Source organism: Streptomyces sp. NPDC111802 (assembly GCF_055634335.1).
Genome location: NZ_JBVKCZ010000012.1, coordinates 182567 through 203718, shown reverse-complemented (window position 1 = coordinate 203718; position 21152 = coordinate 182567). Strand labels below are relative to the sequence as shown.

The following is a 21152-nucleotide window of genomic DNA, read 5'->3' as shown; positions in this document are numbered from 1 at the left end:
CGACTCAGGCGCCCGGGGCGGACCGACGGCAACCTGTTCGGCATGACCGCTCGCTACTGCTCCCTCGCGCAGCAGTCGGCGCCCGCCTTCGCACCGGGGCTGGCCGCCGAGCGGCTCGACGCGCTCGTCAGCGGGCACCGGATGTGGGTCAACGGCACGGTGCTGCACTACTGCTTCTTCGACCGGGACTCCGACGGATCCTCGATCCCCGACCCGGAGACCGGCGCGACACGGCGTGTCTCGTGGGTCGGCGGCAAGGAGCAGCAGGATGTGGTGCGCGAGTGCTTCCAGGAGTGGCAGGACCTCGGCATAGGGCTGTCGTTCACGGAGGTGAGCGACCGGTCGGAGGCCGAGCTGCGCATCGGGTTCCAGCTCGGCGACGGCTCCTGGTCGACCGTGGGCAAGGACGCGCTGCGGGTCGGACTCAACGAGCGCACCATGAACTTCGGCTGGGACCTGACCGTGCCCGGGGAGCGCGGGACGGCACTGCACGAGATCGGGCACGCGCTCGGCATGCTGCACGAGCACCAGAGCCCGTTCGCCGGGATCCACTGGGACGACGAGGCCGTGTACGCCGATCTGGCGGGCCCGCCGAACTTCTGGAGCCGGGACAGGACGTACTTCAACATCCTGCGCAAGCTGGACCCGAACGAGGTCAACGGTTCCGCCTGGGACCCGCACTCGATCATGGAGTACCCCTTCTCCGCCGGGCTGATCCTGGAGCCGGAGCAGTTCCGCGCGGGCCTGAACCCGCCGGGTGCGCTGTCCGAGGCCGATCAGGAGTTCGTCCGCCGCTGGTACCCGCCGACCCGGACGCCGGGGCCGCGGGAGCTGGTGCCGTTCCGTTCGGTGCCGCTGCGGCTCGGGCCCGCCGAGCAGGCCGACTTCGTGGTCGAGCCGCCGGAGACCCGCGAGTACACGGTGGGCACCTTCGGCGACAGCGACACACTCGTCGTGGTCTTCGAGGAACGGGACGGCGAACCCCGCTACCTCACCGCCCAGGACGACGGCGGCACCCCGCACAACACCACGATCAAGGCCCGTCTCGTGAAGGGCCGCCGCTACTTCGTCCGGGTGCGCCTCTATGCCAACTGGGGATCGGGGGAGACAGCGGTCATGTGCTGGTGACGGCACGATCCGCTGCAGCGCACGGACACCGCGGTCCATGGTCCGGCGCCGGGGAACAGGCCGGCGCACGCCGCCTTCGGGGGAGGGCGACGTGCGCCGGCCGCTCCGTATGCCTGGACGCGGGGCCCCAGGAACGGGCGGTGGCTGTCGCTTCGTACAATTTGATCCCGAACGACATACTTGACGAACGACACCGCCGTACGACGCACCCCGCGGCGAAGGAGTGTGCCATGCCCGGCCAACGATCGATCACCGCAGCCGAGAAGCTCGCCGAGGCCAAGCTCGGTGGTATTCCGCTGCATCGGGAGCAGATGGCGGTCGTCGCCAACATCTACCGCGCGGCCTCCACGGTCCGGCAGCACCTGGAGAACTCCGTGCTGCGCGGGGCCGATCTCACCTGGACGGCCTTCGTGGTGCTGTGGGTGGTGTGGGTGTGGGGCGAGTCGGAGACCCGGCATGTCGCGGAGGAGGCCGGGATCTCCAAGGGGACGCTCACCGGCGTGGCGCGGACGCTGGAGGGACGGGGCCTGCTGCGGCGGGCCGGGCACCCCAGTGACGGCAGGCTGGTGCTGCTCAGCCTCACCGAAGAGGGCGAGGCGCTGATGCGGCGGCTGTTCCCGGCGTTCAACGAGGAGGAGGCCTTTGTCGCAGGGGGGCTGAGCGACGAGGAGTGCCGGACCGTCGCGGACGGGCTGCGTCGGGTGGTGCTCCAGGTCGAGGAGCGGGGCGAGGAGCGCCGGCTCGCGCTGCTCGACGGTGCCGAGCCCGCGCCGCGGCGCAGTGGGCGGCGGCCGAAGGCCTGACCCCCGCGCTCGTCCGTTCAGCGGCGCTCGCTCGCGGCCCGCACCAGGGCGTCGAAGAGGCCCTGGTGTGCCGGGTCCCGGTGTGCGGTGTCCTCGGGGTGCCACTGCACGGCCGTGAACCACCCCTTCGCGTCCGGGAGTTCGAGCCCCTCCACCGTTCCGTCGGCGGCCCGAGCGCTGATCGAAAGGCCGGCGCCGAGGCGGGCCACCCGCTGGTGGTGATAGCAGGAGGCCTCCGCCTTCTCCGCGCCGGTGGCCCGTTCCAGCCAGGTGCCGCGCTCGATCGCCACCGGGTGCACGATGTGCCGGTGTTCGCGCTCGGGGCCGCCCATGTCCTGCTCCAGCGTGCCGCCGAGCGCGACGTTCACGACCTGCATGCCGCGGCAGATCGCCAGCAGGGGGATGCCGAGGTCCAGCGCGTGCCGGGCGGCTTCGAGGTCGAAGGTGTCCTGGAGGTCGTCCACGTCGTAGACGGCGTCGTGTACGTCGGCGGCTCCGTAGCGGTACGGCGCGAGGTCGCCGCCGCCGGGGAGCAGGACGCCGCCGAAGCGGGCGAGCCGGTCGGCCACATCGGTGTCGGCCGGGTGGATGCTCGCCGGCTCGCCGCCCGCTCGCCACACCGCCTCCATCAGGGCGCGGGCGTTGACCTCCGCGGCGTACCGAAGGGCCGAGGTCGTGGCGGAGAAGCGGGCGGGCACGGCGATCAGGGGACGGGTCACAGCTGGATCCAGGTCGTCTTGAGCTCGGTGTACTTCTCCAGGGCGTGCACGGACTTGTCGCGGCCGTTCCCGGACTGCTTCATGCCGCCGAAGGGAACGGTCAGATCCCCCTCCTCGTAGCAGTTGACCCAGACCGTGCCGGCCTTCAGGGCACGGGAGACTCGGTGGGCGGTGGACAGGTCGGAGGTCCACAGGCCGGCGGCGAGACCGTATTCGGTGGCGTTGGCGAGCCGTACCGCCTCGTCCAGGTCGTCGAAGGCGAGGACGGACAGGACGGGACCGAAGATCTCCTCGCGGGCCAGCCGCATGCCCGGGTCGACCCGGTCGAAGACAGTGGGTTCCAGGTACGTCCCACCCGACTCGGCGAGGACGCGTTCACCGCCGGTACGCAGCCGGGCACCCTCGTCCCGGCCGGTGCCGACGTGGTCGAGCACACGGCCGAGGTGGGCCTCGCCGACCAGGGCACCCATCTCGGTGGCCGGGTCGAGGGGGTCGCCCACCCGCAGCTCGTGCGCCCGGCGGACGACGGCCTCGGTGACGCGCTCGGCGACGGAGGAGTGCACGAGGAGCCGGGAGGGGGCCGTGCACATCTCCCCCTGGTTGAAGAAGATGCCCCAGGCCGCGGTGGCGGCGGCCCGCTCCAGGTCGGGAGCATCGGGCAGGACGATGTTCGGTGACTTGCCGCCCAGTTCGAGCCAGACGCGCTTGAGGTTGGAGTCGGCCGCGTAGTGCAGGAAGTGGCGGCCGACGGCCGTGGATCCGGTGAAGGCCAGGACGTCGACGTCGGGGTGGAGTCCGAGGGCGCGGCCGGCGACGGGGCCGTTGCCGTTCACCACGTTGAGCACACCTGGCGGCAGCCCTGCCTCGGTCGCCAGCCGTCCGAGGAGGAGGGCGGACAGCGGGGAGTTCTCGGACGGTTTCAGTACGACCGCGCAGCCGGCCGCGAGTGCCGGGGCGATCTTCCAACTCGCCAGTGTCAGGGGGAAGTTCCAGGGCACTACGGCCCCTACGACGCCGGCCGGTTCACGGGTGACCAGGGCGAGCGCGTCGGGGGCGGTGTGCGGGGACTCGTCGGTGAGCTTGTCGGCCAGCTGGCCGTACCAGCGGAAGGTCGCGACGGCGGCGCGCAGTTCGATGTCGTACGCGTCCGTGATCGGCTTGCCCATCTCCAGGGTGACGGTCAGCGCCAGCTCCGCGCGCCGCTCCTCCAGCAGGTCGGCGATCCGCAGCAGCACACGGCCGCGCTCCGCGGGGGCGAGACCCGGCCACGGTCCGGCGTCGAAGGCCCGCCGGGCGGCGGCGACGGCGGCGTCCACCTCGGCGGCGCCCCCGTCGGCGACCTGTGCCAGCACCTGCCCGTCCCGGGGCGAGACGACCGCGAAGGCCCCTCCCCCACCCGGTTCGTCGGCGCCGCCGATGTGGTGGGCGCCGGACAGTTCGAGGGACTTGGCGCGACGCAGCCACTCCTCATGAGGGGCGTCCAGCATGCGGGGACCTCCAGATAGCGTTTGGCACCAAACAAAATGGTCAGGGGTGAGCACCCCCGTGAGCACCCCCGTGAGCACCCCCGTGAGCACCCCCGCCGTCCGGCCGAGGACCGCTCGACCGGACGGCGGGCACGGCCTACGAGCGGGTCGAGCGCGTCAGACGTCCCGCGACGACACCCAGCACCAGCACGGCCGGCACCGTCAGCTGAAGCCATACGGCGGTGGCCCTGTCGCCGCCGATGAGCGTGGTGAAGTTCTCGACGATCAGCCAGATGGCGCCCGCGATCCCGACGGCCCCCAGCAGCGGGGCGATCAGCGTGTTCCAGGGCCGCGTGTCGAGGCGCTCGCGCCGGAAGAAGACGACGACCGACGCCGAGGTCATGAAGTACAGCAGCATGATCGCCAGCACAGCGACCCCGCTCCCCCACGAGAACAGGGTCACCACGGGATCCTTGCCGGCCAGCGCGAACGGGATCACCAGCAGCGCGGCGATCGACGTCTGCACGAACCCCGCGGCGCCGGGCGAGTGCCGGCGGTTCACCGCCGACAGGGCACGCGGCAGCAGGCCCTCGCGGCTGAGCGAGAACAGATAGCGGTTGGCCGAGTTGTGGAAGGCGAGGATGCCGGCGAAGAGCGAGGTGGCCAGCAGAATGGGCAGGACGTCATCGACCCAGGTGCCGAACTGCGCGGCGATCGGCGCGAAGACGAACGCGGTCGAGTCGCCGCCCTCCAGCGCCTGGCCGGCGGCCGCGGTCGCCTTCGAGGCGCCGTAGGAGGAGATCAGCATCCAGGAGGCGAAGGCGAAGAAGCCGGTGACGAGGGCGACGGCGAGGTACGTGGCACGGGGCACCGTCCTGCGGGGTTCCCGTGCCTCCTCGCCGTAGATCGCGGTGGCCTCGAAGCCGATCATCGACGCGACGGCGAACATCAGCGCCACACCCGGCGCCCCGTCCAGCGCCGCACCCGGCGAGAAGGTGTCCGCGAAGCCGAGCCCTTCCGGCCCGCCGCCCTTGGCGAAGGTGACGACGGCGAAGACGCTGAGGATGCTGAACTCGGCGAGCACGAACACGGCCAGCACCTTCGCGCCCATCTCGATGCCGGTCGCGCCGAGGACCTGCACGATCACCATCGTGACCAGGGCACAGGCCCACCAGGGCACGTCCGCCCCGCTGTAGTGCGCCAGCAGACCGCTCACGGTGGCCCCGTACAGGCCGTACATGGCGGCCTGGATCGCGCAGTACGCGAAGAGGGCGATGCCCGCGCTGCCGTTGCCGAGGTTTCGGCCGAGGCCTTTGCCGATGTACCGGTAGAAGGCCCCGGCGTCCACCACGTGCCGGCCCATGGCGACGAAGCCGACCGAGAACAGCAGGACGATCAAACCGGCCGCGAGATAGGCGGCGGGGGCCCCGGCGCCGTTGCCGATGGCCACGGCGATGGGGACGGCGCCCGCGATGCCGGTCAGTGGCGCCTGGGCGGAGAGGACGAAGAAGAGGATGCCCAGTACACCGAGCGAGTTGGGCTTGAGCTTGCCTGCGGTGGAGGCATCGGGCGCGTTCTCGTTCCGGACCGCCGTCTGACTGTCCACTCGGATCACCTGCCAAGGAGAGAGGATTTCGTTTCAGGCCAAACGAGTTGCCTCATGGTGGGCTGGAACTATCCGTTTGGCAAGGGGCGAAGCCAAGAATTGGTACGACAACGAGCAAGGACCCCGGACCAACGGTGCCCGGGGTCCCGAAAGACGCAGGTCAGACGTCGTTCTCCGGTGCTTCGTCGGTGCCGTCCGCCGCGATGAGCCGCAGCAGGCCGCGCAGCTCCTCGATCGCGGCGTCGGTCGTCCCGGGCTCCCCGAAGACGAGCTGGTGCAGCACGAGCCCGTCCAGGGCGGCGAAGACCAGCCTGGTCAGCGGGCGGCCGGCGTCGCCGGGCAGCATGCGGGACAGCTCGCGCTCGGTGGCGTCGAAGTAGTCGTCGTACAGGGCACGGATCTGCGGGAGCAGCTCGGGGCAGCGCCGGGCCTCCAGCAGTAGCTCGTACTGGAAGGCCTGGATGTCCGGATCGGCGGTGACCATGTCGGAGACGCCGACCGAGAAGTCGGCGACCTTGCCGGTACCGGGTTCGAGTGCGCTGGTGTTGAGGGAGGTGCGGATCGCGTGGGCGAGGGCCTCCTCGATCAGCGCGTCGCGCGAGCCGAAGTGGTGGACGACCAGGCCGTGGGTCGTGCCCGCCTCCTGGGCGACCGCCCGGTAGGTGAGCTTGCGCAGCCCGCCCCGCGCCACGACCCGCACGGCGGCGTTGAGCAGGGCCTCGCGGCCCTCGCCGTAGTTCATGCGCCGGCGCGGCTTGCGGTCCTCGGGTCCCTCGTGGTCCTCGGGTCGCTCGGCGGATGCGGTCATGGCCGCGACCTTACCCGCCGCCTCGGACACCGGCGTACGCCCGGTCGACGGCGTACGCCTGGTCACCGCCGTGCGCCCGGTCAACGCCGTGGCGGCCGGATGCCGCGGAACTCCCAGTCACCGCCGAGCGCGGTGGACAGCACCTCCTCGGACTCGGTCGGCTGGGCACCGACGTCGGTGCGAATCGGGGCCGGGCCGGTGACGATGTGGTTGGTGAGCCGGCCCAGCCCCTCCACCTCGACCTCGACCACGTCACCGGGCCCGACGGGGCGGGAGTTGGCGGGGGTGCCGGACAGCAGCACATCTCCCGGATACAGGGTGATCGTGCGGGCGATGTCGGCGACGAGATAGTGCATGTCCCACTTCATCTCGTCGGTCGAACCGTCCTGGACGACCTCGCCGTTGACGTACGTCCGCAGCCGTTTGCCGTGGAAGTCCCAGTCCGTCACCAGCCCGGGCCCGAGCGGGCACAGGGTGTCCGAACCCTTCACCCGGAGCATCGACCCGGCGTCGGTGTCGCGGAAGTCGTGCAGCCCGTAGTCGTTGGCGACCGTGTAGCCGGCGATGTGGTCGCCCGCCTCGGCCGGGGAGACGTTCCGGGCGGTCCTGCCGATGACGATGGCGACCTCGCCCTCGTAGTTGAGCCACCTGCAGCCCTCGGGGCGGACGATCGCGCCCTTGTGGGAGTTGAGGGACGAGGTCGGCTTGTGGAAGTAGGTCGGGGTGTCCGGCAGCTCGATCCGGAACTCGTCGACCCGGCTGCGGTGGTTGAGGTGGACGGCGATGATCTTGGAGGGGACGACCGGGGGCAGGTGCCGGGCGTCCTCCACCTTGACGCGGCGGCCGTCACCGGCGACGAGTTCGTCGCCGTCGACGGTGACCTGGACGGCGGCGCCGTCGAGGAGGATGCGGCGGTACTCGGGCATGGAGGCTCCTAGACGCGGGTGTGCGGGTTGCGCGGGGTGGAAAGGCCGTTTCCGGTCCAGCCGTCGGCCGGACGGTCGAACCACAGATGGACCTGACCGGTGCCGATGGAGTTCTCGTACTCGCCGTACTGGCGGGCCCTGGCGACACAGGCCTGCTCGCCGAGGGCGCCGGCCATCATCAGGTAGTGGAAGAACTTCGCCTCGGGCTTGTACTTCCAGAACTCGTCCATGGTGTCGAGGACCTTGTCGTGGCGGCCCTCCTTGAACCAGGCGATGCGCTCCTGGTCGGCCGCCCGGGCCTGCGGCGTGAAGATGTGCGCCGGGTCGCCGGCCTCGTGGTCGCGCAGCTCGCGCAGCGGCCAGAAGGTGTGCGACAGGGCACCGGAGGCGATGAGCAGGACCCGTCGCCCCGGCGTGGCGGCGATGCCGTCGGCCAGCGCGCGTCCGAGCCGCAGATGGTCCTCCATGTCACCGGTCTGGCAGACGCCGATGGTCACCCACCGCTTGTCCGCGAGCCCCTCGCCGAGGAACTTCCAGAGGTTGATGGTGGCGTAGTAGATCGGCAGGTAGTCGTCCTCGATAGCGGTGATCCAGGTGCCGTGCCGGTCGGCGAACCTCTCGACGTTGCGGGCGAGTTCGGGGTCGCCCGGGAAGTCGTACGGCATCCGGCACATCCCGCGCGGAAGTTCCTCGGACGTGAAGAGTCCGGCGCGGCGCTGCTGGGCGGTGACGACGAACTCCACGGTGGTCGCCCAGTGGGAGTCGAGGACGACGACGGTGTCGTAGTCGTCCCGCTCGAAGACGTCCCTGCGCAGCTCCTGGAGGCCGGTGACGAGGCTGATCTCCTTGCCCTCGTTCAGCTCGAGACGGTCGGCCCGCGGCAGCACGATGGTGGGGACATGGGCGAGCAGCCCGGCCCCGACGATCTCACCCATGGCTGTGGTCCCATCCCTTCGGGGCGGTCACGGTGTTCTTCAGGTCGCAGTAGAAGTCGAAGCTCCAGCTGCCGCCCTCGCGTCCGACGCCGGAGAGGCGCGAGCCGCCGAAGGGGGCCTGAAGGTCGCGGACGAAGAAGCAGTTGACCCAGACGGTGCCGGCGACGAGCTGTGCGCTGACGCGTTCGGCGCGCTCGGGGTCGCCGGTGGCGACGGTGGCGGCCAGGCCGAAGCGGGTGTCGTTGGCGAGGCGTACGGCCTCGTCCTCGTCGGCGAAGGTCTGGAGGGTCAGGACCGGTCCGAAGACCTCCTCCTGCACGATCTCCGCGTCCTGGGCGACATCGGTGAGCAGGGTCGGCGCGTAGTACCGGCTGTCGTTGCGATGCCCGCCGATGACGGCGCGGGCCCCGGCCGCGAGGGCCCTGCGCACGAACCCGTCGATCTTCTCCAGCTGGCGGGGATGGATGTTCGGGCCGATGTCGGTGGCCTCGTCACGCGGGTCGCCCTGCCGCAACCGTCCCGCCTTCTCCACGAAGCGGCTTGTGAACTCCTCGGCGACCGTCTCCTCGACCAGGACGCGGGTGGCCGCGAGGCACACCTGCCCGGCGTTGTCGTACTGCTCCACGGCGAGGTCGACGGCGAGGCCCAGGTCGGCGTCGGCGAAGACCAACAGCGGTGACTTGCCGCCGAGTTCGAGGCTGAGCGGGGTCAGGTTGGCGGCGGCGGACGCGGCGATCCGCCGGGCGGTGGGCACCGAACCCGTGAAGCTGATCCGGCGTACGTCCGGGTGGGAGGTGAGGGCGTCGCCGATCTCCGAGCCGTAGCCCTGGACGACGTTGAGGACGCCCGCGGGCAGTCCCGCCTCGGCCGCGATGTCGGCGAGGAGGGAGGCAGTGAGCGGGGACCACTCGGCGGGCTTGAGGACGACGGTGTCCCCGGCGGCGAGGGCGGGGGCGACCTTCCAGGTGGCCAGCATCAAAGGGGCGTTCCACGGGGTGATCAGCACACAGGGGCCCGCGGGGTCCCAGGAGACATGGTTCGTGTGCCCGCGGGTCTCGAAGTCCTCGTGGTCCAGCTTCAGCAACCAGTCGGCGAAGAAACGGAAGTTGTGCGCGACACGGGGCATGACTCCGCGCCGGTGCGAGCGGAGCAGGGCCCCGTTGTCGGTGGTCTCGACGATGGCGAGCTCTTCGAGCCGCTTCTCGACGCCGTCGGCGATGGCGTGGAGGAGGCGGGCGCGTTCCTCGCGGGGCGTGACGGCCCAGGCAGGGAAGGCATCACGGGCGGCGGCCACGGCGGCTTCGGCCTCGGCGGGGCCGCCGCGGGCGATCTCGCCGAGGGTACTTCCGTCGATGGGAGAGCTGTCGGTGAAGGTGTCGGCGGAGGCGACGCGTCGGCCGCCGATCCAGTGCCGGGTGTCGACGCAGACACCACCGACGACGATCTTGTCAGTCATGAGAAGGGCTCCATTCAAACGAAGGGGATCTGGCCCACCCGGGGGCGCGGGGACTGCGCGACCAGCCACAACGAACCCGCGGCCCGCCGGCGGCGTTACTCGGCAGACGCTTCCGACGCACCGGCCTCCAGCAGCCGCCCCCCGTCCCAGACCACCCCGACCTGCCGGTAGTACGCGGCGATCGGCTCACGAACCTCCAGCCGGGCAAGCTCCTCCGTCGGCGCCTGGAACAGCTCCAACTCGGCGTCACCGACCCAGGGTCGCCCCCCCTCGAACGAAGCGGCCCCCGACTCGATCAGCTCATCGAGCGCTGGCCCCTTGCCCTTCTCGATCGAGGGAAGCCACCTGTGATGGGCCATGGGATGCCCGTTGACGAACCCGTTCGTCTCGGACGGCTCCCGCAGAGTCACCACGGCCTGCGCCAACCGCCGGTCCGCGGCAGCCAGCGTCGCCCCGAACCGCGCCCCCGCCTCGATCCGGGGAGCGGGCCCGAACGGATGCGGCCGCGTCTGGTGAATGGACCCGAGCTTCTTCGGATACCCCTGGTGAAGCCCTCGCGCGATGGCGAAGTCCTTGTCCACCCAGATGTACACGCACCGCGAATACGTCTGCCCCCGGTACGTGCACCGGACGACCGCGAAGGCCTCCTTGTACTGGGCCAGCACGGGATCGAGCAGCTCCGTCCCCGACTCCGAGCACGACTGCCAGTCGGCCCAGATCAGAGCGACGGCGCCCGGATCCTCGTCGGCCAATTCCAAAGGCTCCGGCAGGAGTTCACGCACCCGCGCCGGATCGGTCCGGTACTCGACGGTCAGCAGGTCACCCGAGTAGCGCCACGGCGGCGACGGGATCAGCGACGAGGCACCCGTCGCCGTCCTGGGATGGAAGTAACCACGAACTGAGGGCATGACAAGGTTCCTTACGCGGTGAGGGCGGGCTGCTTCAGCAGTTGGGCGCGGTAGCGGGCGGCACCCATGGCGGCGCTGTGGCCGCCGAGCGCCACGACGCCGACCAGCCGGTCGTCGGTGTGGTAGCCCACGAGGACGTCGCCTTCGAGGTCGCCGTCCAGGACGCGTACGTCATCGAGGCCGAGGACGGGCGCACCGAACGACTGCAACCGGAAGTCGTGCTGGTCGCTCCAGAAGGTGGGCAACGGAGCGAAGGGAGCCAAGTCGGCCCGGACGCCGGTCAGATGCGCGGTCAGCGTCCTCGCCGCGTGCTTGGCCGTGTCGGTCGGGATGGACCAGTGCTCGACGCGTCGGGACAACCCGTCGTAGCGGGCGTTGGGAAAGCGGGCCACGTCACCGACCGCCACGACCTCGGGCCGGCCGCCGACCCGCAACTGCTCGTCGGTCAGCACTCCGTCGGTGAGGTCGAGCCCGTTGCCGGCCAGCCACTCGACGTTGGCGACGGAGCCGACCGACTCGACCACCACATCGGCGGGCAGGACGCCGCCGTCCGCGAGGACGACGCCTGTCACCCGCTCCTCGCCCTCGAAGGCGGCGACCGCGGTGCCGAGCGCGAAGCGCACCCCGCGCTCCTCGTGCCGCTCCAGCAGCGCACGGGCGAGCAGTTCGCCGAGCGGGCCGACCATGGGCAGGGGCAGCGGATCGACGACGGTCACCTCACGGACGCCGAGTCCTACGGCGGTGGCGGCGACCTCGCAGCCGATGAACCCGGCGCCGATGACGACCAGCCGGGCGCCCGGCCGGATCAGCTCCTCCCGCAGTCCCCGGGCATCGGCGAGGGTGCGGACCGTGTGCCGGCCGGCGAGCGGGCCGGGGCACCTCAGGCGCCGGGGGCGCATGCCGGTGGCGACGACCAGTCCGTCGTACGCGATCTCCGAGCCGTCGTCGAGTGCGACGGACCGCTCGGCCGGCGCCGCCCCGACGGCCTTCGTGCCCAGCCGCCACTCCACATCGGCGGCAGCCCTGCGGGGAGTGAAGGCCAGCGACTCGAAGGGTGCCTTTCCCGCGAGGACCTCCTTGGACAGCGGCGGCCGGTTGTAGGGCATGTGGGGCTCGTCGCCCACCACCGTGATCGCGCCGGTCCAGCCGGCCGCACGCAGCTGCTCCGCCGCGCGCAGGCCGCCCAACGAGGCGCCGACGACGACTACGCGGTCGGTCATGGGGCTCAGCCCTCGATCCGGATGGCCTGGAGCGGGCAGACGTCGGCGGCCTCCTCGACCTCCTCGCGCAGGGCGTCGTCGGGGTCGGAGACGTGGACCAGGTGTCCGTCGTCGTCCATCGAGAAGACGTCGGGGGCCGCGAAGACGCACTGGCCGTGGTCCTGGCACTTGTTCATGTCGACTACGACCTTCATGGCCGGTCCTCCTGGGAGTGAGGGCGTCGGTGCGGTGGCGAAGGGGATGGAGGGCCCGGCCGGTTGTGCGGCCGGGCCCCTTGGCCAAAGGGGTGCGAGAGCCGAACCCCTTACTCGTTTGGCTTCAAACAACATAGGAAGCGGCTCGCCCCTGGTCAATACCTGTCCACGTGGATAAATTTTTGCGGCCACCCTCTTGCGGGGCGGCGAACCTCTCCATACCGTTCGGGTTCAAACGACGACTCCGGGTCGCCCTTCCCCACCCGCCACCCGCCGATCAGGTCGTCCGCACGCCACCCTGCACGATCCGCCCGAGGAGACTTCGGTGAGCGATCACGCCATCCCAGATCACGACATTCCAGATATCCGCCGGCACATGGAGCGGCTCATCGCCGAGGGTGTGGACGTGGTCCGGGTGATCTATCCCGACCTCATCGGCACCGACCGCGCCCGTGACGTCCTGGTGGAGCATCTGCCGTCGGCCTGCGCGCACGGTCTGGCCTTCTGCCGGGCCGTCTACCACACCAGCCCGCAGGGCGACGTGGTCCCGGTCGCGGGCGGCCTGGACGCCGGTCTGCCCGACGTGACCGTGCGACCCGACCTGTCCACGCTGGCCGTACTGCCCTGGGAGCCCGGCGTCGCCACCTGTCTCGGCGAGGTCACCGACCCGGCGACCGGAGCCCCCGCCCCGGAGTCACCGCGCGATCTGCTGCGCAGGGTCCTGGCCCGCTGTGCCGAGCAGGGGCTGCGGCCGATCGTGGGCCCGGAGCTGGAGTACTTCCTGCTGGAGCCCGCCTCCGGCACCCCCACCGGCTGGCGCCGCTCCCCCGAGACGACCGGCGCCGTATACACGGCCGGCCTGCGCGCCGATCCCGAGAACCATCTGCTGCGCACCCTGCGGCACCTGCGCGACCTGGGCATCGGCGTCATCACCGGCAACCACGAGTTCGACGGCGGCCAGTACGAGATCAACCTGACCCACTCCGACGCGCTGGACGCGGCCGACCGCTCCTTCCGCTTCAAGGCCGCGGTGAAGGAGCTGGCCCGCAAAGATGGCCGGCTCGCCACCTTCATGGCCAAGCCGTTCGGGGACGCGGGCGGCTCGGGCTTCCATCTGCACCTGTCCTGTGACGACGCCGAGGGCCGCAACGCCTTCGACGACCCCGCGGGCGCCCACGGTCTCTCGGCCGTCGCCCGGCACGCCATCGCCGGCGTCATCGCCCACGCGCCCGCCCTCGCCGCGCTGCTCAACCCGACCGTGAACTCGTACAAGCGCTTCGGCCCGGACACCCTCGCGCCCTGGCTGGTCGACTGGGGCCTGGACAACCGCAGCGCCATGGTCCGCATCCCGCCCGAGCGAGGCGCGGGCGCACGCCTCGAACTGCGCCTCGGCGACGCGAGCGCCAACCCCTACCTGGCCGTCGCCGCCACGCTCGCCGCCGCCGTCCTCGGCGTCCAGGCCGGCGAGGAGCCGCCGCCCCCGCTGGAGGGCTACGGCTACGACACCACCCGGTCCGCGGTGCTGCCCGGCGATCTGTCCGCCGCGCTGAACGCGCTGGAGGCGGACACCGACCTCGCCGAGCTGCTCGGCAAGGACTTCGCCACCTCCTACCTCTCCTACAAGCGCAACGAGGTCGAACGCTTCCAACGGCATGTCACCGACTGGGAGTTCACCGAGTACGCCTACCACCTGTGACACCCAGGAGCCATCGATGACTTCCGCAACCGAGCCGATGCGGCTCGCCGACGTGAACCTCGCCGACCTCGACAACTTCACGGACGGTGTGACGCCCTGGCGTATGTTCCACACCCTGCGCCACGAGGACCCGGTGCACTGGCAGCCGGAGGAGGCCCCCAACTCCGGTTTCTGGGCGGTGACCCGGCACGCCGACATCGCCCGCGTCGACCGCGACCCGGAGACCTTCACCTCGACGAGGTTCGTCAATCTGGAGGAGGTCGACGACGACCAGATCAACAAGCGCGCCTCCATCCTGGAGATGGACGGCGTACGGCACCGTGCGCTGCGCAGCGTGATCCAGCGGCAGTTCGGCGCGGGCGTGATCAACAGCTACGCCGACTTCCTGCGCGGCCTGACCGCCACCACCCTGGACGCTGCCCTCGCCAAGGGCACGTTCGACTTCGTCGCCGATGTCTCCGCGGACTTCCCCATCAACGTCCTGGCCCGGCTGCTCGATGTGCCGCCGGAGGACAACCAGCAGCTCATCGACTGGGGCAACCGCATCATCGGCAACACCGACCCCGACTACGCGGACGTGCTGCTGCACAGCGAGGAGAGCGAGAAGTACCGCGATCTGCCGTTCCGCTCCCCCGCGTCCATCGAGGTCTTCGAGTACGGCCGGGAACTGGCCCGGCAGCGGCGCGGCGGTGACGGCACGGACCTGGTCTCCCGGCTGGTCAACACGACCCCGCGCGACGGAGTCCCGCTCTCCGCGCGGGACTTCGACAACTACTTCCTGCTCCTGGTGGTGGCCGGCAACGAGACCACCCGGCACACCATCTCCCACTCCATGCTGGCCCTCCTCCAGCACCCCGAGCAGCTCGCCCGCCTGAAGGCGGACCCGTCCCTGATCCCCACAGCGGTCGAGGAGTTCCTGCGCTGGGCCTCCCCCGTCTACCACTTCCGCCGCACCGCGACGCGGGACGTCGAACTCGGCGGCAAGCGGGTCAGGGAGGGCGACAAGGTCGTCATGTGGTTCGCCTCCGGCAACCGGGACGAGAAGGTCTTCGGCAACCCGTACGACTTCGACGTCACCCGCGCCGACAACGACCACGTCACCTTCGGCAAGGGCAGCCCGCACCTGTGCCTGGGCAATCTGCTGGCCCGCACCGAGATCCGCATCATGTTCGAGGAGCTGATCCCGCGCATCGCCGACATCAGGCTGGCCGGCGACGTACCGCGCGTGCGCTCCAACTTCGTCAACGGCATCAAGAAGCTGCCGGTCGAGGTCACCCTCGCCTGACCGCCGTGGAAAAGCATGTGCCCCGGCGCGGCGGCCGGCAGTACGGTCGCGATGTGATCGATGAGGACGGCTACTTCGGAGAGAGCATCGCGGCCGACTACGACTCGTCGGCCGCCGGCATGTTCCACCCTGACGTGGTGGACCCCGCGGTGGATCTGCTGGCCGGACTGGCGGGCGACGGCCCGGCGCTCGAACTGGGCGTCGGCACCGGCCGCATCGCGCTGCCGCTGGCCGGCCGTGGGGTCCCGGTGCACGGCATCGACATGTCCCGCGCCATGGTGGACCGGCTGCGCGCCAAGCGCGGCGGCGACGCCGTCGAGGTGACGATCGGGGACTTCGCGACGACACGGGTGGCGGGCGAGTTCTCGCTCGCCTACCTCGTCTTCAACACGATCGACAATCTGACGACCCAGGACGCCCAGGTCGACTGCTTCCGTAACGCCGCCGCCCATCTGCGGCCCGGCGGCTGCTTCGTGGTCGAGGTGGGCGTGCCCGAGCTGCGCCGGCTGCCGCCCGGGCAGACGGCCGTACCGTTCCGCATCAGCGACACCCAGTGGGCGTTCGACACCTACGACGTCGCCACCCAGGCGATGAGCTCCCACTACGTCACCATCGTGGACGGCCGCGCCGAGCACTGGTCCATTCCGTTCCGGTACGTCTGGCCGGCCGAGCTGGACCTGATGGCCCGGCTCGCCGGCCTGCGGCTGCGCGACCGGTGGGAGAGCTGGACGCGCGAGCCGTTCACCAGCGAGAGCGGCAAGCATGTGTCGGTGTGGGAGAAGCCGGCCGGCTGAGGTCGAGATGGGAGCCGAAGGCCGGCCGGGTCGCCAACCGGCGGACGTAGGCCCACAGTTGCGGGTGGTCGGTGACGCCGTGCACGGTGTCCAGTTGCACGAGCGTCACCCACAACTCGACGTCGGCGAGGGTCGGTTCGGCACCCAGCACGTACTTCCGGGAGACGAGCCGCCGCTCCAGTGTGTCCAGTGCGCCCTGCAGGGTGGCGAGTGCGGTGTCACGCGCCGCGGCGTCGGCGTGCCGGTCCCCGGCGCGCTGCGCGGCGGCGGTGATGTCCTGCTCGCAGAGCCGGCCGATGCTCTCGACGGCCTCCTCGGCACCGCGCGGGAGCAGATCCGGGCCGCGGCCGCCGAAGCGCCGGGCGAGGTCCCGCAGGATGTCGGGGGTGTGGGTGCTCACGATCGTGCCGGTCCAGGCGTCGCTGAGCACGGGCGCGACGGCCGGTCCGGGGTGCTGGTGCGAACTGGCCTCGTACAGCGGGCGCAGCTCCAGATACCCGCCGTCCGGGGCGTCGGGAACCGCAGGCAGCAGCGTCACGGGGAGGATGTCGTCGAGGCCGAGCAGGCTGTGCGCGACGGCGATCCGCAGACTTCGTGGACACGACGGCGTCAGATGGAGTCGGTAGCGGCGGGGCACGGCGTAGTAGCCGCTGCGCGCGTCACCACCGATCCTGCTCCGGAAGGACGGCACGGCGGTCGGGGCTGGGGCGGACATGCGTCTCCCTGGGGTGCTCGGTCGCGGGCATACGACGTCTGGGCTACGACGTGCAGGGCGTACGAAGTGCAGGGCATACGAAGCGCAGGGCGTACGACGTGCGGGGCATACGACGGCGACGGCACGCGGCGGCTTCGGCGCGGCCGGGATGAGGTACGCGAGGGTGGGCTTCAGACGCGGCCGGGCGTGCCGCCCGCACCGGGCAGGGAACTCGCCGCACTGCACACGCGCACGAGGTCGATGTGGCGGCGGGACGTCAGCAGGGGCAGCGGCGGCCGGACGGCGACACGGACCACGTCACTGCCGAGGTCCTGCGCGGTGCGGCCCATGGTTCCCTACCAATTCACTAGGATTCCCTGAGTGGAGTGTCAGGGCTCGCGCGGGCCGCGTCAAGAGGGCCCGTCGCCCCGGATCGGGGCGTCTCACCACGTGAGAGGGGCCTCGGGGTGTTCAGGCGTCCGTCAGGGATTCGTCCACGCCTCGGGGTCGTCCGCGAGGCCCAGCACGTCGTCGGGCAGCTTCGCCGCCGCCACATGGGCCAGGGTGACCTCGCCGAGGATCTTGCGGACGTTGGCGCGCACGGCGATCCACAGCGGCAGCAGGGACTCCGCGGGGCCGATGTAGGACAGGTCGGGCGGCCGGACGCCGCGCACCGAGACCAGCGGGCCGTCCGCCACCCGGATCACCTCGGCGATGGCGATCGAGTCCGCCGGGCGGGCGAGCCGGTAGCCGCCCTTGCCGCCCCGCTGGCTGACCACCAGGCCACCCCGGCGCAGGTCGCCCAGGATGCCCTCGAGGAACTTGTGCGGGATGCCCTGTGCCTCGGCGATGGCCTCGGCCTTCAGCGAGGTGTCGTCCCCTGCCGCGGCCAGCTCCAACGCCGCCCGCACCGCATAGTCCGCTCTGGCCGAGATCCGCATGCCGAGATTATCCCTCACCGCCGCACCGGCCCTCACCGGCCGCCCCCGGTCAGGCGGGAAGGACGAACGGAGGGTGCGCGCCGTTGAGGAAGTAGTCCCCGACCTCGCGCAGCCGATGGGCGACCGGTTTCCGCAGGGTGTGCGTGCGGGTGTCGCGCCAGAACCGGTCCAGTCCGTGCCGGGCGTGCGCGGCGGGCGCGCCGACGGCCTCCAGCGCCCGCGTGGTGATCTCCTGCGCGGCCCGCGCGGCGGCAGCCTCGGCCGCGCTCGCGAGGACGGCGATCTCCGCGCCCTCCTCGTCGTCGAGTTCCTCGCCCCGCGCCAGGCCTCCTGTCAGGGCGTCCACCGCCTGGTCGGCGAGAGCGGACGCGGCACGTGCGGCGACCGCGAGTTCGCCGTACGCGGTGAGCACGTACGGATCCTGCCCGTACTGATCCTGCCCGCACGCATCCCGCCCGCACGTATCCCGCTGCGGACTGCCCGGCCAGGGCTGGGTCGAGAAGGGCTGCCAGGGTGCTGTCATCGCCCGGCCGTGCTCGCGGACTTCGTCGAGCAGCCCCTCGGCGACGCCGAGACAGAACTGCGCGGAGACGAGCCGTGCGGTCGGTGCGGCCAGGCCGGCGAAGGGGGTCAGGGTGCCCTCGTCGGCGGAGAGGGAGCCGAGCACGTCGTCGTGCGCGACCGGCACGGAGTCGAACGCCACGCCGCCCGCCCCGGCCAGCCGCCGGCCGAAGGTGTCCCCGCCGCCGCTGCTCACCAGGCCCGGATGGGCGGGGTCGACGAGGACGGCGAGGGGCTCGCCGGCGCCGGGCACGGCGGCGCGGACCAGCAGCCGGTCGGCGACGCCGACTCCGGAGCCGTATCGCTGATGCCCGTCCAGCAGATAGCCGTGCGCCGTCGGGGTGAGCATGAGCGGCGGCTCCTGGGAGGCGATGCCGCCGCCCCAGCACCACTGCCCCGCCGCGGACGCCCGCTCGATGCGTGCGGCACGGTCGGGTCCGGCGAAGAACCGGGCACAGCAGGACAGGAAGTAGTGGCTGCCCAGCAGATGGCCGATCGGCCCGTCCGCCGCGGCGACGGTCCGTACGACCGTGTAGGCCGTGCGCCAGTCGGCGCCCCCGCCGCCGCGTCCCGTCGGGACCAACAGCGTCAGCAGTCCCGATTCGCGCAGTCGCGCGACCTCGTCGAGCGGGGGCTTGCCGGCCTGCTCGCGCTCGACGGCGTCGGTGGCGAGGTCGTCCGCCAACTCGCCCGCGATGTGCGGCCAGTCGACCGGTCCGTCCGTGTCCGGCGCACCCGCACCCCGCCCGGGGTCGCCGAACAGAGCTGCCGGAGCCGGTGGGGCGATCGTCATGGCGTCATCCTCACTCGCTCCACCGACGAGGGTCAACACTTCCCTAGTAATTCGATAGGAATTATAGGGAACGAGCCGCGCGCTGTCTCATTTCCGCCCCGCGAAGGGCACCTGAGTCCCGCTCACCACGGCCGTCGCGTCCCGGAACGGATGCGTCCACAGCCCCTTCACCGCAAGCCTCGGCAGCACGCCCTCGCCGAACCAGTACGCCTCCTCCAGGTGCGGGTAGCCGGAGAGCACGAACTCGTCGATCCCCAGCCGGTGGTACTCGGCGATCCGCTCGGCGACCTCGTCGTGGCTGCCGACCAGCGCCGTGCCCGCGCCGCCCCGCACCAGCCCGATGCTCGCCCAGAGGTTGGGGTGGATCTCGAGGCCGCCGGAACTGCCGCCGTGCAGCGCGAGCATGCGCTGCTGTCCCTCGGACTCGCTGCGGGCGAGTCCGGCCTGGACGGCCCGTACCGTCTCCGGGTCGAACCCGGCCAGCAGCCGCCCGGCCTCCGCCCACGCCTCCTCCGCGGTGTCGCGGGCGATGACGTGGAGGCGGATACCGAAGCGGACCGTGCGGCCTTCCTTCTCGGCCAGCGCCCTGACCCAGGCGATCTTCTCGGCGACGGCGGCCGGCGGTTCGCCCCAGGTGAGGTAGACGTCGGCGTGCCGGGCCGCGATCTCCCCGGCGATGGGCGAGGAGCCGCCGAAGTACACCTCGGGGACCGGATCGGGCACCCGGGCCAGCCTCGCGTCCTCGACCTGGAGGTGCTCGCCGACCAGATCGACGCTCTTGCCCTCCCACAACCCCCGTACGATCTGGAGGAATTCACCGGTACGGCGGTAACGGTCGTCCTTGTCGAGGAAGTCGCCGTAGGCCCGCTGCTCGTGGCTCTCCCCGCCCGTCACCACGTTCAGCAGCAGCCGTCCGCCGCTCTGCCGCTGGAAGGTGGACGCCATCTGCGCGGCGAGTGTCGGCGAGACGGAGCCGGGCCGGAAGGCGACCAGGAACTTCAGGCGCTCGGTGTGCCGGCTGACCATCGCGGTGGTCAGCCACGCGTCCTCGCACCAGGCACCCGTGGGCGTGAGCGCGCCGACGAAGCCCAGGTCCTCGGCGGCACTGGCGATCTGGCTGAGGTAGGCGACCGTCGGCGGCCGGTCGCGGCCGGACGCGGTGGCGGGAGTGCCGTGCCCGCCTCCGACGACATGGCGGCTGTCGCCGTTGGTGGGCAGGAACCAGTGAAAGGTGAGGGACATGGGGAGCTCCGATCGGGGTCGTTCGTCACGGCAGTCAGTGCCGCGGCGGCCTGGTGCCGCTCAGCACAGGGCGGCCGATGTGCTGGAACTTTCAGCGCGCGGTTCTTCGGGGTGTGGATGCGGGCGTCTCGCCAACGGCAGTGCGAGCCCAGGGAGTCGAGGTCCGGCCGGGGTGCCGATGACCTCGAAGAGGACACTGCCGACCTCGACGGCCGTGTCCGTCGCCGTCATCTTGTCGGCGGCCACCGCGATGGATGCCTCGGCGGCCGAGTCGTCGGTCAGGTCGACGCGGGGGAGCACGGGGATCCAGTCGGCGAAGAGCGCGCCGGTCGCGTAGTGCTTGACGCCGTCGAGGACGTCCGCGCCGGCGATCACCGTCGCGGTGCTCATCCGGTGGCCGCCAGCAGGGTCGGTCGGCCGCCGAGAGCGAGCGAGAACTGGTCGGTGACATGGGCCAGAGCCTCGGCGGCGCCCGGTGCGACGGTGAGCGTGCCGTCGTCGCCGACGGCGATGTCCTTGTCGAGGGTGAACCAGCCGGGGGTGATGTGGGCGGGGCCCATGGAGTTCAGCACCGGGCGCAGGGCGTAGTCGATGGCCAGGACGTGGGCGGTGGTGCCGCCGGTGGCCAGCGGCAGGATGGTCTTGCCCGCGAGCGCGTACTGCGGGAGCAGGTCGAGCAGCGACTTCAGCAGACCGGAGTAGGCGGCCTTGTAGACGGGGGTGCCGATCACGACCCCGTCGGCGCGCTCGAACAGAGCGGTGGCCTCGACGATCGCCGGGTGGCCGAAGTCCGCGTGCAACAGGGCCTCGGGCGGGAGCGTGCGAACGTCGAACGGGATCACGTCGTGCCCCTGGGCGGTGAGCCGGTCGTCCAGGTGGCGCAGCAGCCGGGCGGTGCGCGAGCTGGCGGAGGGACTTCCGGAGACGGACAGAACGGTGGCCATGGGAGGACCTTTCGCAGACTGGTCGGAGAGGGG

Annotated in this window: 21 protein-coding genes and 1 pseudogene; 5 read left to right on the top strand and 17 right to left on the bottom strand. The window is 71.4% G+C overall.

Annotated features, from left to right (window positions below):
* Positions 1-42: 42 nt before the first annotated feature.
* The gene (gene absR1, locus ACZ7NC_RS16005) at positions 43-1128 is read left to right on the top strand and encodes a beta-glucuronidase AbsR1 (protein WP_471488616.1); all 1086 of its coding nucleotides are present in this window, start codon (positions 43-45) and stop codon (positions 1126-1128) included.
* 230 nt (positions 1129-1358) lie between these two features.
* Entirely contained in the window at positions 1359-1931 is a 573-nt protein-coding gene (locus ACZ7NC_RS16000) for a MarR family winged helix-turn-helix transcriptional regulator (RefSeq protein WP_471488614.1), read from the top strand.
* Between the two features lie 17 nt (positions 1932-1948).
* Here ACZ7NC_RS16000 and ACZ7NC_RS15995 read toward each other — a convergent pair whose 3' ends face one another.
* The 10 genes from ACZ7NC_RS15995 to ACZ7NC_RS15950 all read right to left on the bottom strand — a co-directional run bounded on the left by ACZ7NC_RS15995 (position 1949) and on the right by ACZ7NC_RS15950 (position 12169).
* A complete protein-coding gene (locus ACZ7NC_RS15995; protein ID WP_471488612.1) occupies positions 1949-2650 on the bottom strand; it encodes a gamma-glutamyl-gamma-aminobutyrate hydrolase family protein in 702 nt (233 codons plus the stop codon).
* Positions 2647-4137 carry an aldehyde dehydrogenase gene (locus ACZ7NC_RS15990; protein ID WP_471488610.1) on the bottom strand — a complete coding sequence of 497 codons (1491 nt, stop codon included), beginning with the start codon at positions 4135-4137 and terminating at the stop codon, positions 2647-2649. The genes ACZ7NC_RS15995 and ACZ7NC_RS15990 overlap by 4 nt, the downstream gene beginning before the upstream one ends.
* 136 nt (positions 4138-4273) lie before the next feature.
* Positions 4274-5722, bottom strand: a complete 1449-nt coding sequence (locus ACZ7NC_RS15985; protein WP_471488608.1) for an APC family permease — start codon at positions 5720-5722, stop codon at positions 4274-4276.
* Between the two features lie 160 nt (positions 5723-5882).
* Entirely contained in the window at positions 5883-6530 is a 648-nt protein-coding gene (locus tag ACZ7NC_RS15980) for a TetR/AcrR family transcriptional regulator (protein ID WP_471488606.1), read from the bottom strand.
* Positions 6531-6610: 80 nt separating this feature from the next.
* Positions 6611-7456, bottom strand: coding sequence for a fumarylacetoacetate hydrolase family protein (locus ACZ7NC_RS15975; RefSeq protein WP_471488604.1), 846 nt, complete (start codon positions 7454-7456; stop codon positions 6611-6613).
* A gap of 8 nt (positions 7457-7464) precedes the next feature.
* The gene (locus tag ACZ7NC_RS15970; protein WP_471488602.1) at positions 7465-8391 is read right to left on the bottom strand and encodes a 3,4-dihydroxyphenylacetate 2,3-dioxygenase; all 927 of its coding nucleotides are present in this window, start codon (positions 8389-8391) and stop codon (positions 7465-7467) included.
* Positions 8384-9847 (bottom strand): aldehyde dehydrogenase, encoded by a 1464-nt coding sequence (locus ACZ7NC_RS15965; protein ID WP_471488600.1) that lies wholly within the window; start codon positions 9845-9847, stop codon positions 8384-8386. The genes ACZ7NC_RS15970 and ACZ7NC_RS15965 overlap by 8 nt, the downstream gene beginning before the upstream one ends.
* Positions 9848-9942: 95 nt before the next feature.
* Positions 9943-10755 (bottom strand): acetoacetate decarboxylase family protein, encoded by an 813-nt coding sequence (locus ACZ7NC_RS15960; protein ID WP_471488598.1) that lies wholly within the window; start codon positions 10753-10755, stop codon positions 9943-9945.
* Positions 10756-10766: 11 nt separating this feature from the next.
* Positions 10767-11975: an NAD(P)/FAD-dependent oxidoreductase gene (locus ACZ7NC_RS15955; RefSeq protein WP_471488596.1), complete on the bottom strand. Its 1209-nt coding sequence runs from the start codon at positions 11973-11975 to the stop codon at positions 10767-10769.
* Between the two features lie 5 nt (positions 11976-11980).
* Positions 11981-12169: a ferredoxin gene (locus ACZ7NC_RS15950; RefSeq protein ID WP_471488594.1), complete on the bottom strand. Its 189-nt coding sequence runs from the start codon at positions 12167-12169 to the stop codon at positions 11981-11983.
* A 376-nt stretch (positions 12170-12545) separates the two neighbouring features.
* Here ACZ7NC_RS15950 and ACZ7NC_RS15945 point away from each other — a divergent pair, with 376 nt between their 5' ends.
* Genes ACZ7NC_RS15945 through ACZ7NC_RS15935 form a run of 3 tightly spaced genes read left to right on the top strand, consistent with a single transcriptional unit; the run spans position 12546 to position 15944 of the window.
* Positions 12546-13865: a glutamine synthetase family protein gene (locus ACZ7NC_RS15945; RefSeq protein ID WP_471488680.1), complete on the top strand. Its 1320-nt coding sequence runs from the start codon at positions 12546-12548 to the stop codon at positions 13863-13865.
* 16 nt (positions 13866-13881) lie between these two features.
* The gene (locus tag ACZ7NC_RS15940; protein WP_471488591.1) at positions 13882-15150 is read left to right on the top strand and encodes a cytochrome P450; all 1269 of its coding nucleotides are present in this window, start codon (positions 13882-13884) and stop codon (positions 15148-15150) included.
* A gap of 53 nt (positions 15151-15203) precedes the next feature.
* On the top strand, positions 15204-15944 hold the full coding sequence (locus tag ACZ7NC_RS15935) for a class I SAM-dependent DNA methyltransferase (protein ID WP_471488589.1): 741 nt from the start codon (positions 15204-15206) through the stop codon (positions 15942-15944).
* Here ACZ7NC_RS15935 and ACZ7NC_RS15930 read toward each other — a convergent pair.
* From ACZ7NC_RS15930 to ssuE, 7 genes and pseudogenes are all read right to left on the bottom strand, one after another.
* Positions 15892-16659: a glutathione S-transferase C-terminal domain-containing protein gene (locus tag ACZ7NC_RS15930; RefSeq protein ID WP_471488587.1), complete on the bottom strand. Its 768-nt coding sequence runs from the start codon at positions 16657-16659 to the stop codon at positions 15892-15894. The two genes, ACZ7NC_RS15935 and ACZ7NC_RS15930, sit on opposite strands and share 53 nt — an antisense overlap.
* A gap of 170 nt (positions 16660-16829) precedes the next feature.
* Positions 16830-16988 (bottom strand): hypothetical protein, encoded by a 159-nt coding sequence (locus ACZ7NC_RS15925; RefSeq protein ID WP_471488585.1) that lies wholly within the window; start codon positions 16986-16988, stop codon positions 16830-16832.
* Between the two features lie 132 nt (positions 16989-17120).
* Positions 17121-17579: an RrF2 family transcriptional regulator gene (locus tag ACZ7NC_RS15920; RefSeq protein WP_471488583.1), complete on the bottom strand. Its 459-nt coding sequence runs from the start codon at positions 17577-17579 to the stop codon at positions 17121-17123.
* A 49-nt stretch (positions 17580-17628) separates the two neighbouring features.
* Positions 17629-18933: an acyl-CoA dehydrogenase family protein gene (locus tag ACZ7NC_RS15915; RefSeq protein WP_471488581.1), complete on the bottom strand. Its 1305-nt coding sequence runs from the start codon at positions 18931-18933 to the stop codon at positions 17629-17631.
* 87 nt (positions 18934-19020) lie between these two features.
* Entirely contained in the window at positions 19021-20175 is a 1155-nt protein-coding gene (locus ACZ7NC_RS15910; protein WP_471488579.1) for an LLM class flavin-dependent oxidoreductase, read from the bottom strand.
* 34 nt (positions 20176-20209) lie between these two features.
* Positions 20210-20466 (bottom strand): annotated as a pseudogene (locus ACZ7NC_RS15905) (SfnB family sulfur acquisition oxidoreductase); the annotation flags it as partial.
* A 95-nt stretch (positions 20467-20561) separates the two neighbouring features.
* Positions 20562-21119 (bottom strand): NADPH-dependent FMN reductase, encoded by a 558-nt coding sequence (gene ssuE / locus ACZ7NC_RS15900; RefSeq protein ID WP_471488578.1) that lies wholly within the window; start codon positions 21117-21119, stop codon positions 20562-20564.
* Positions 21120-21152: the final 33 nt, after the last annotated feature.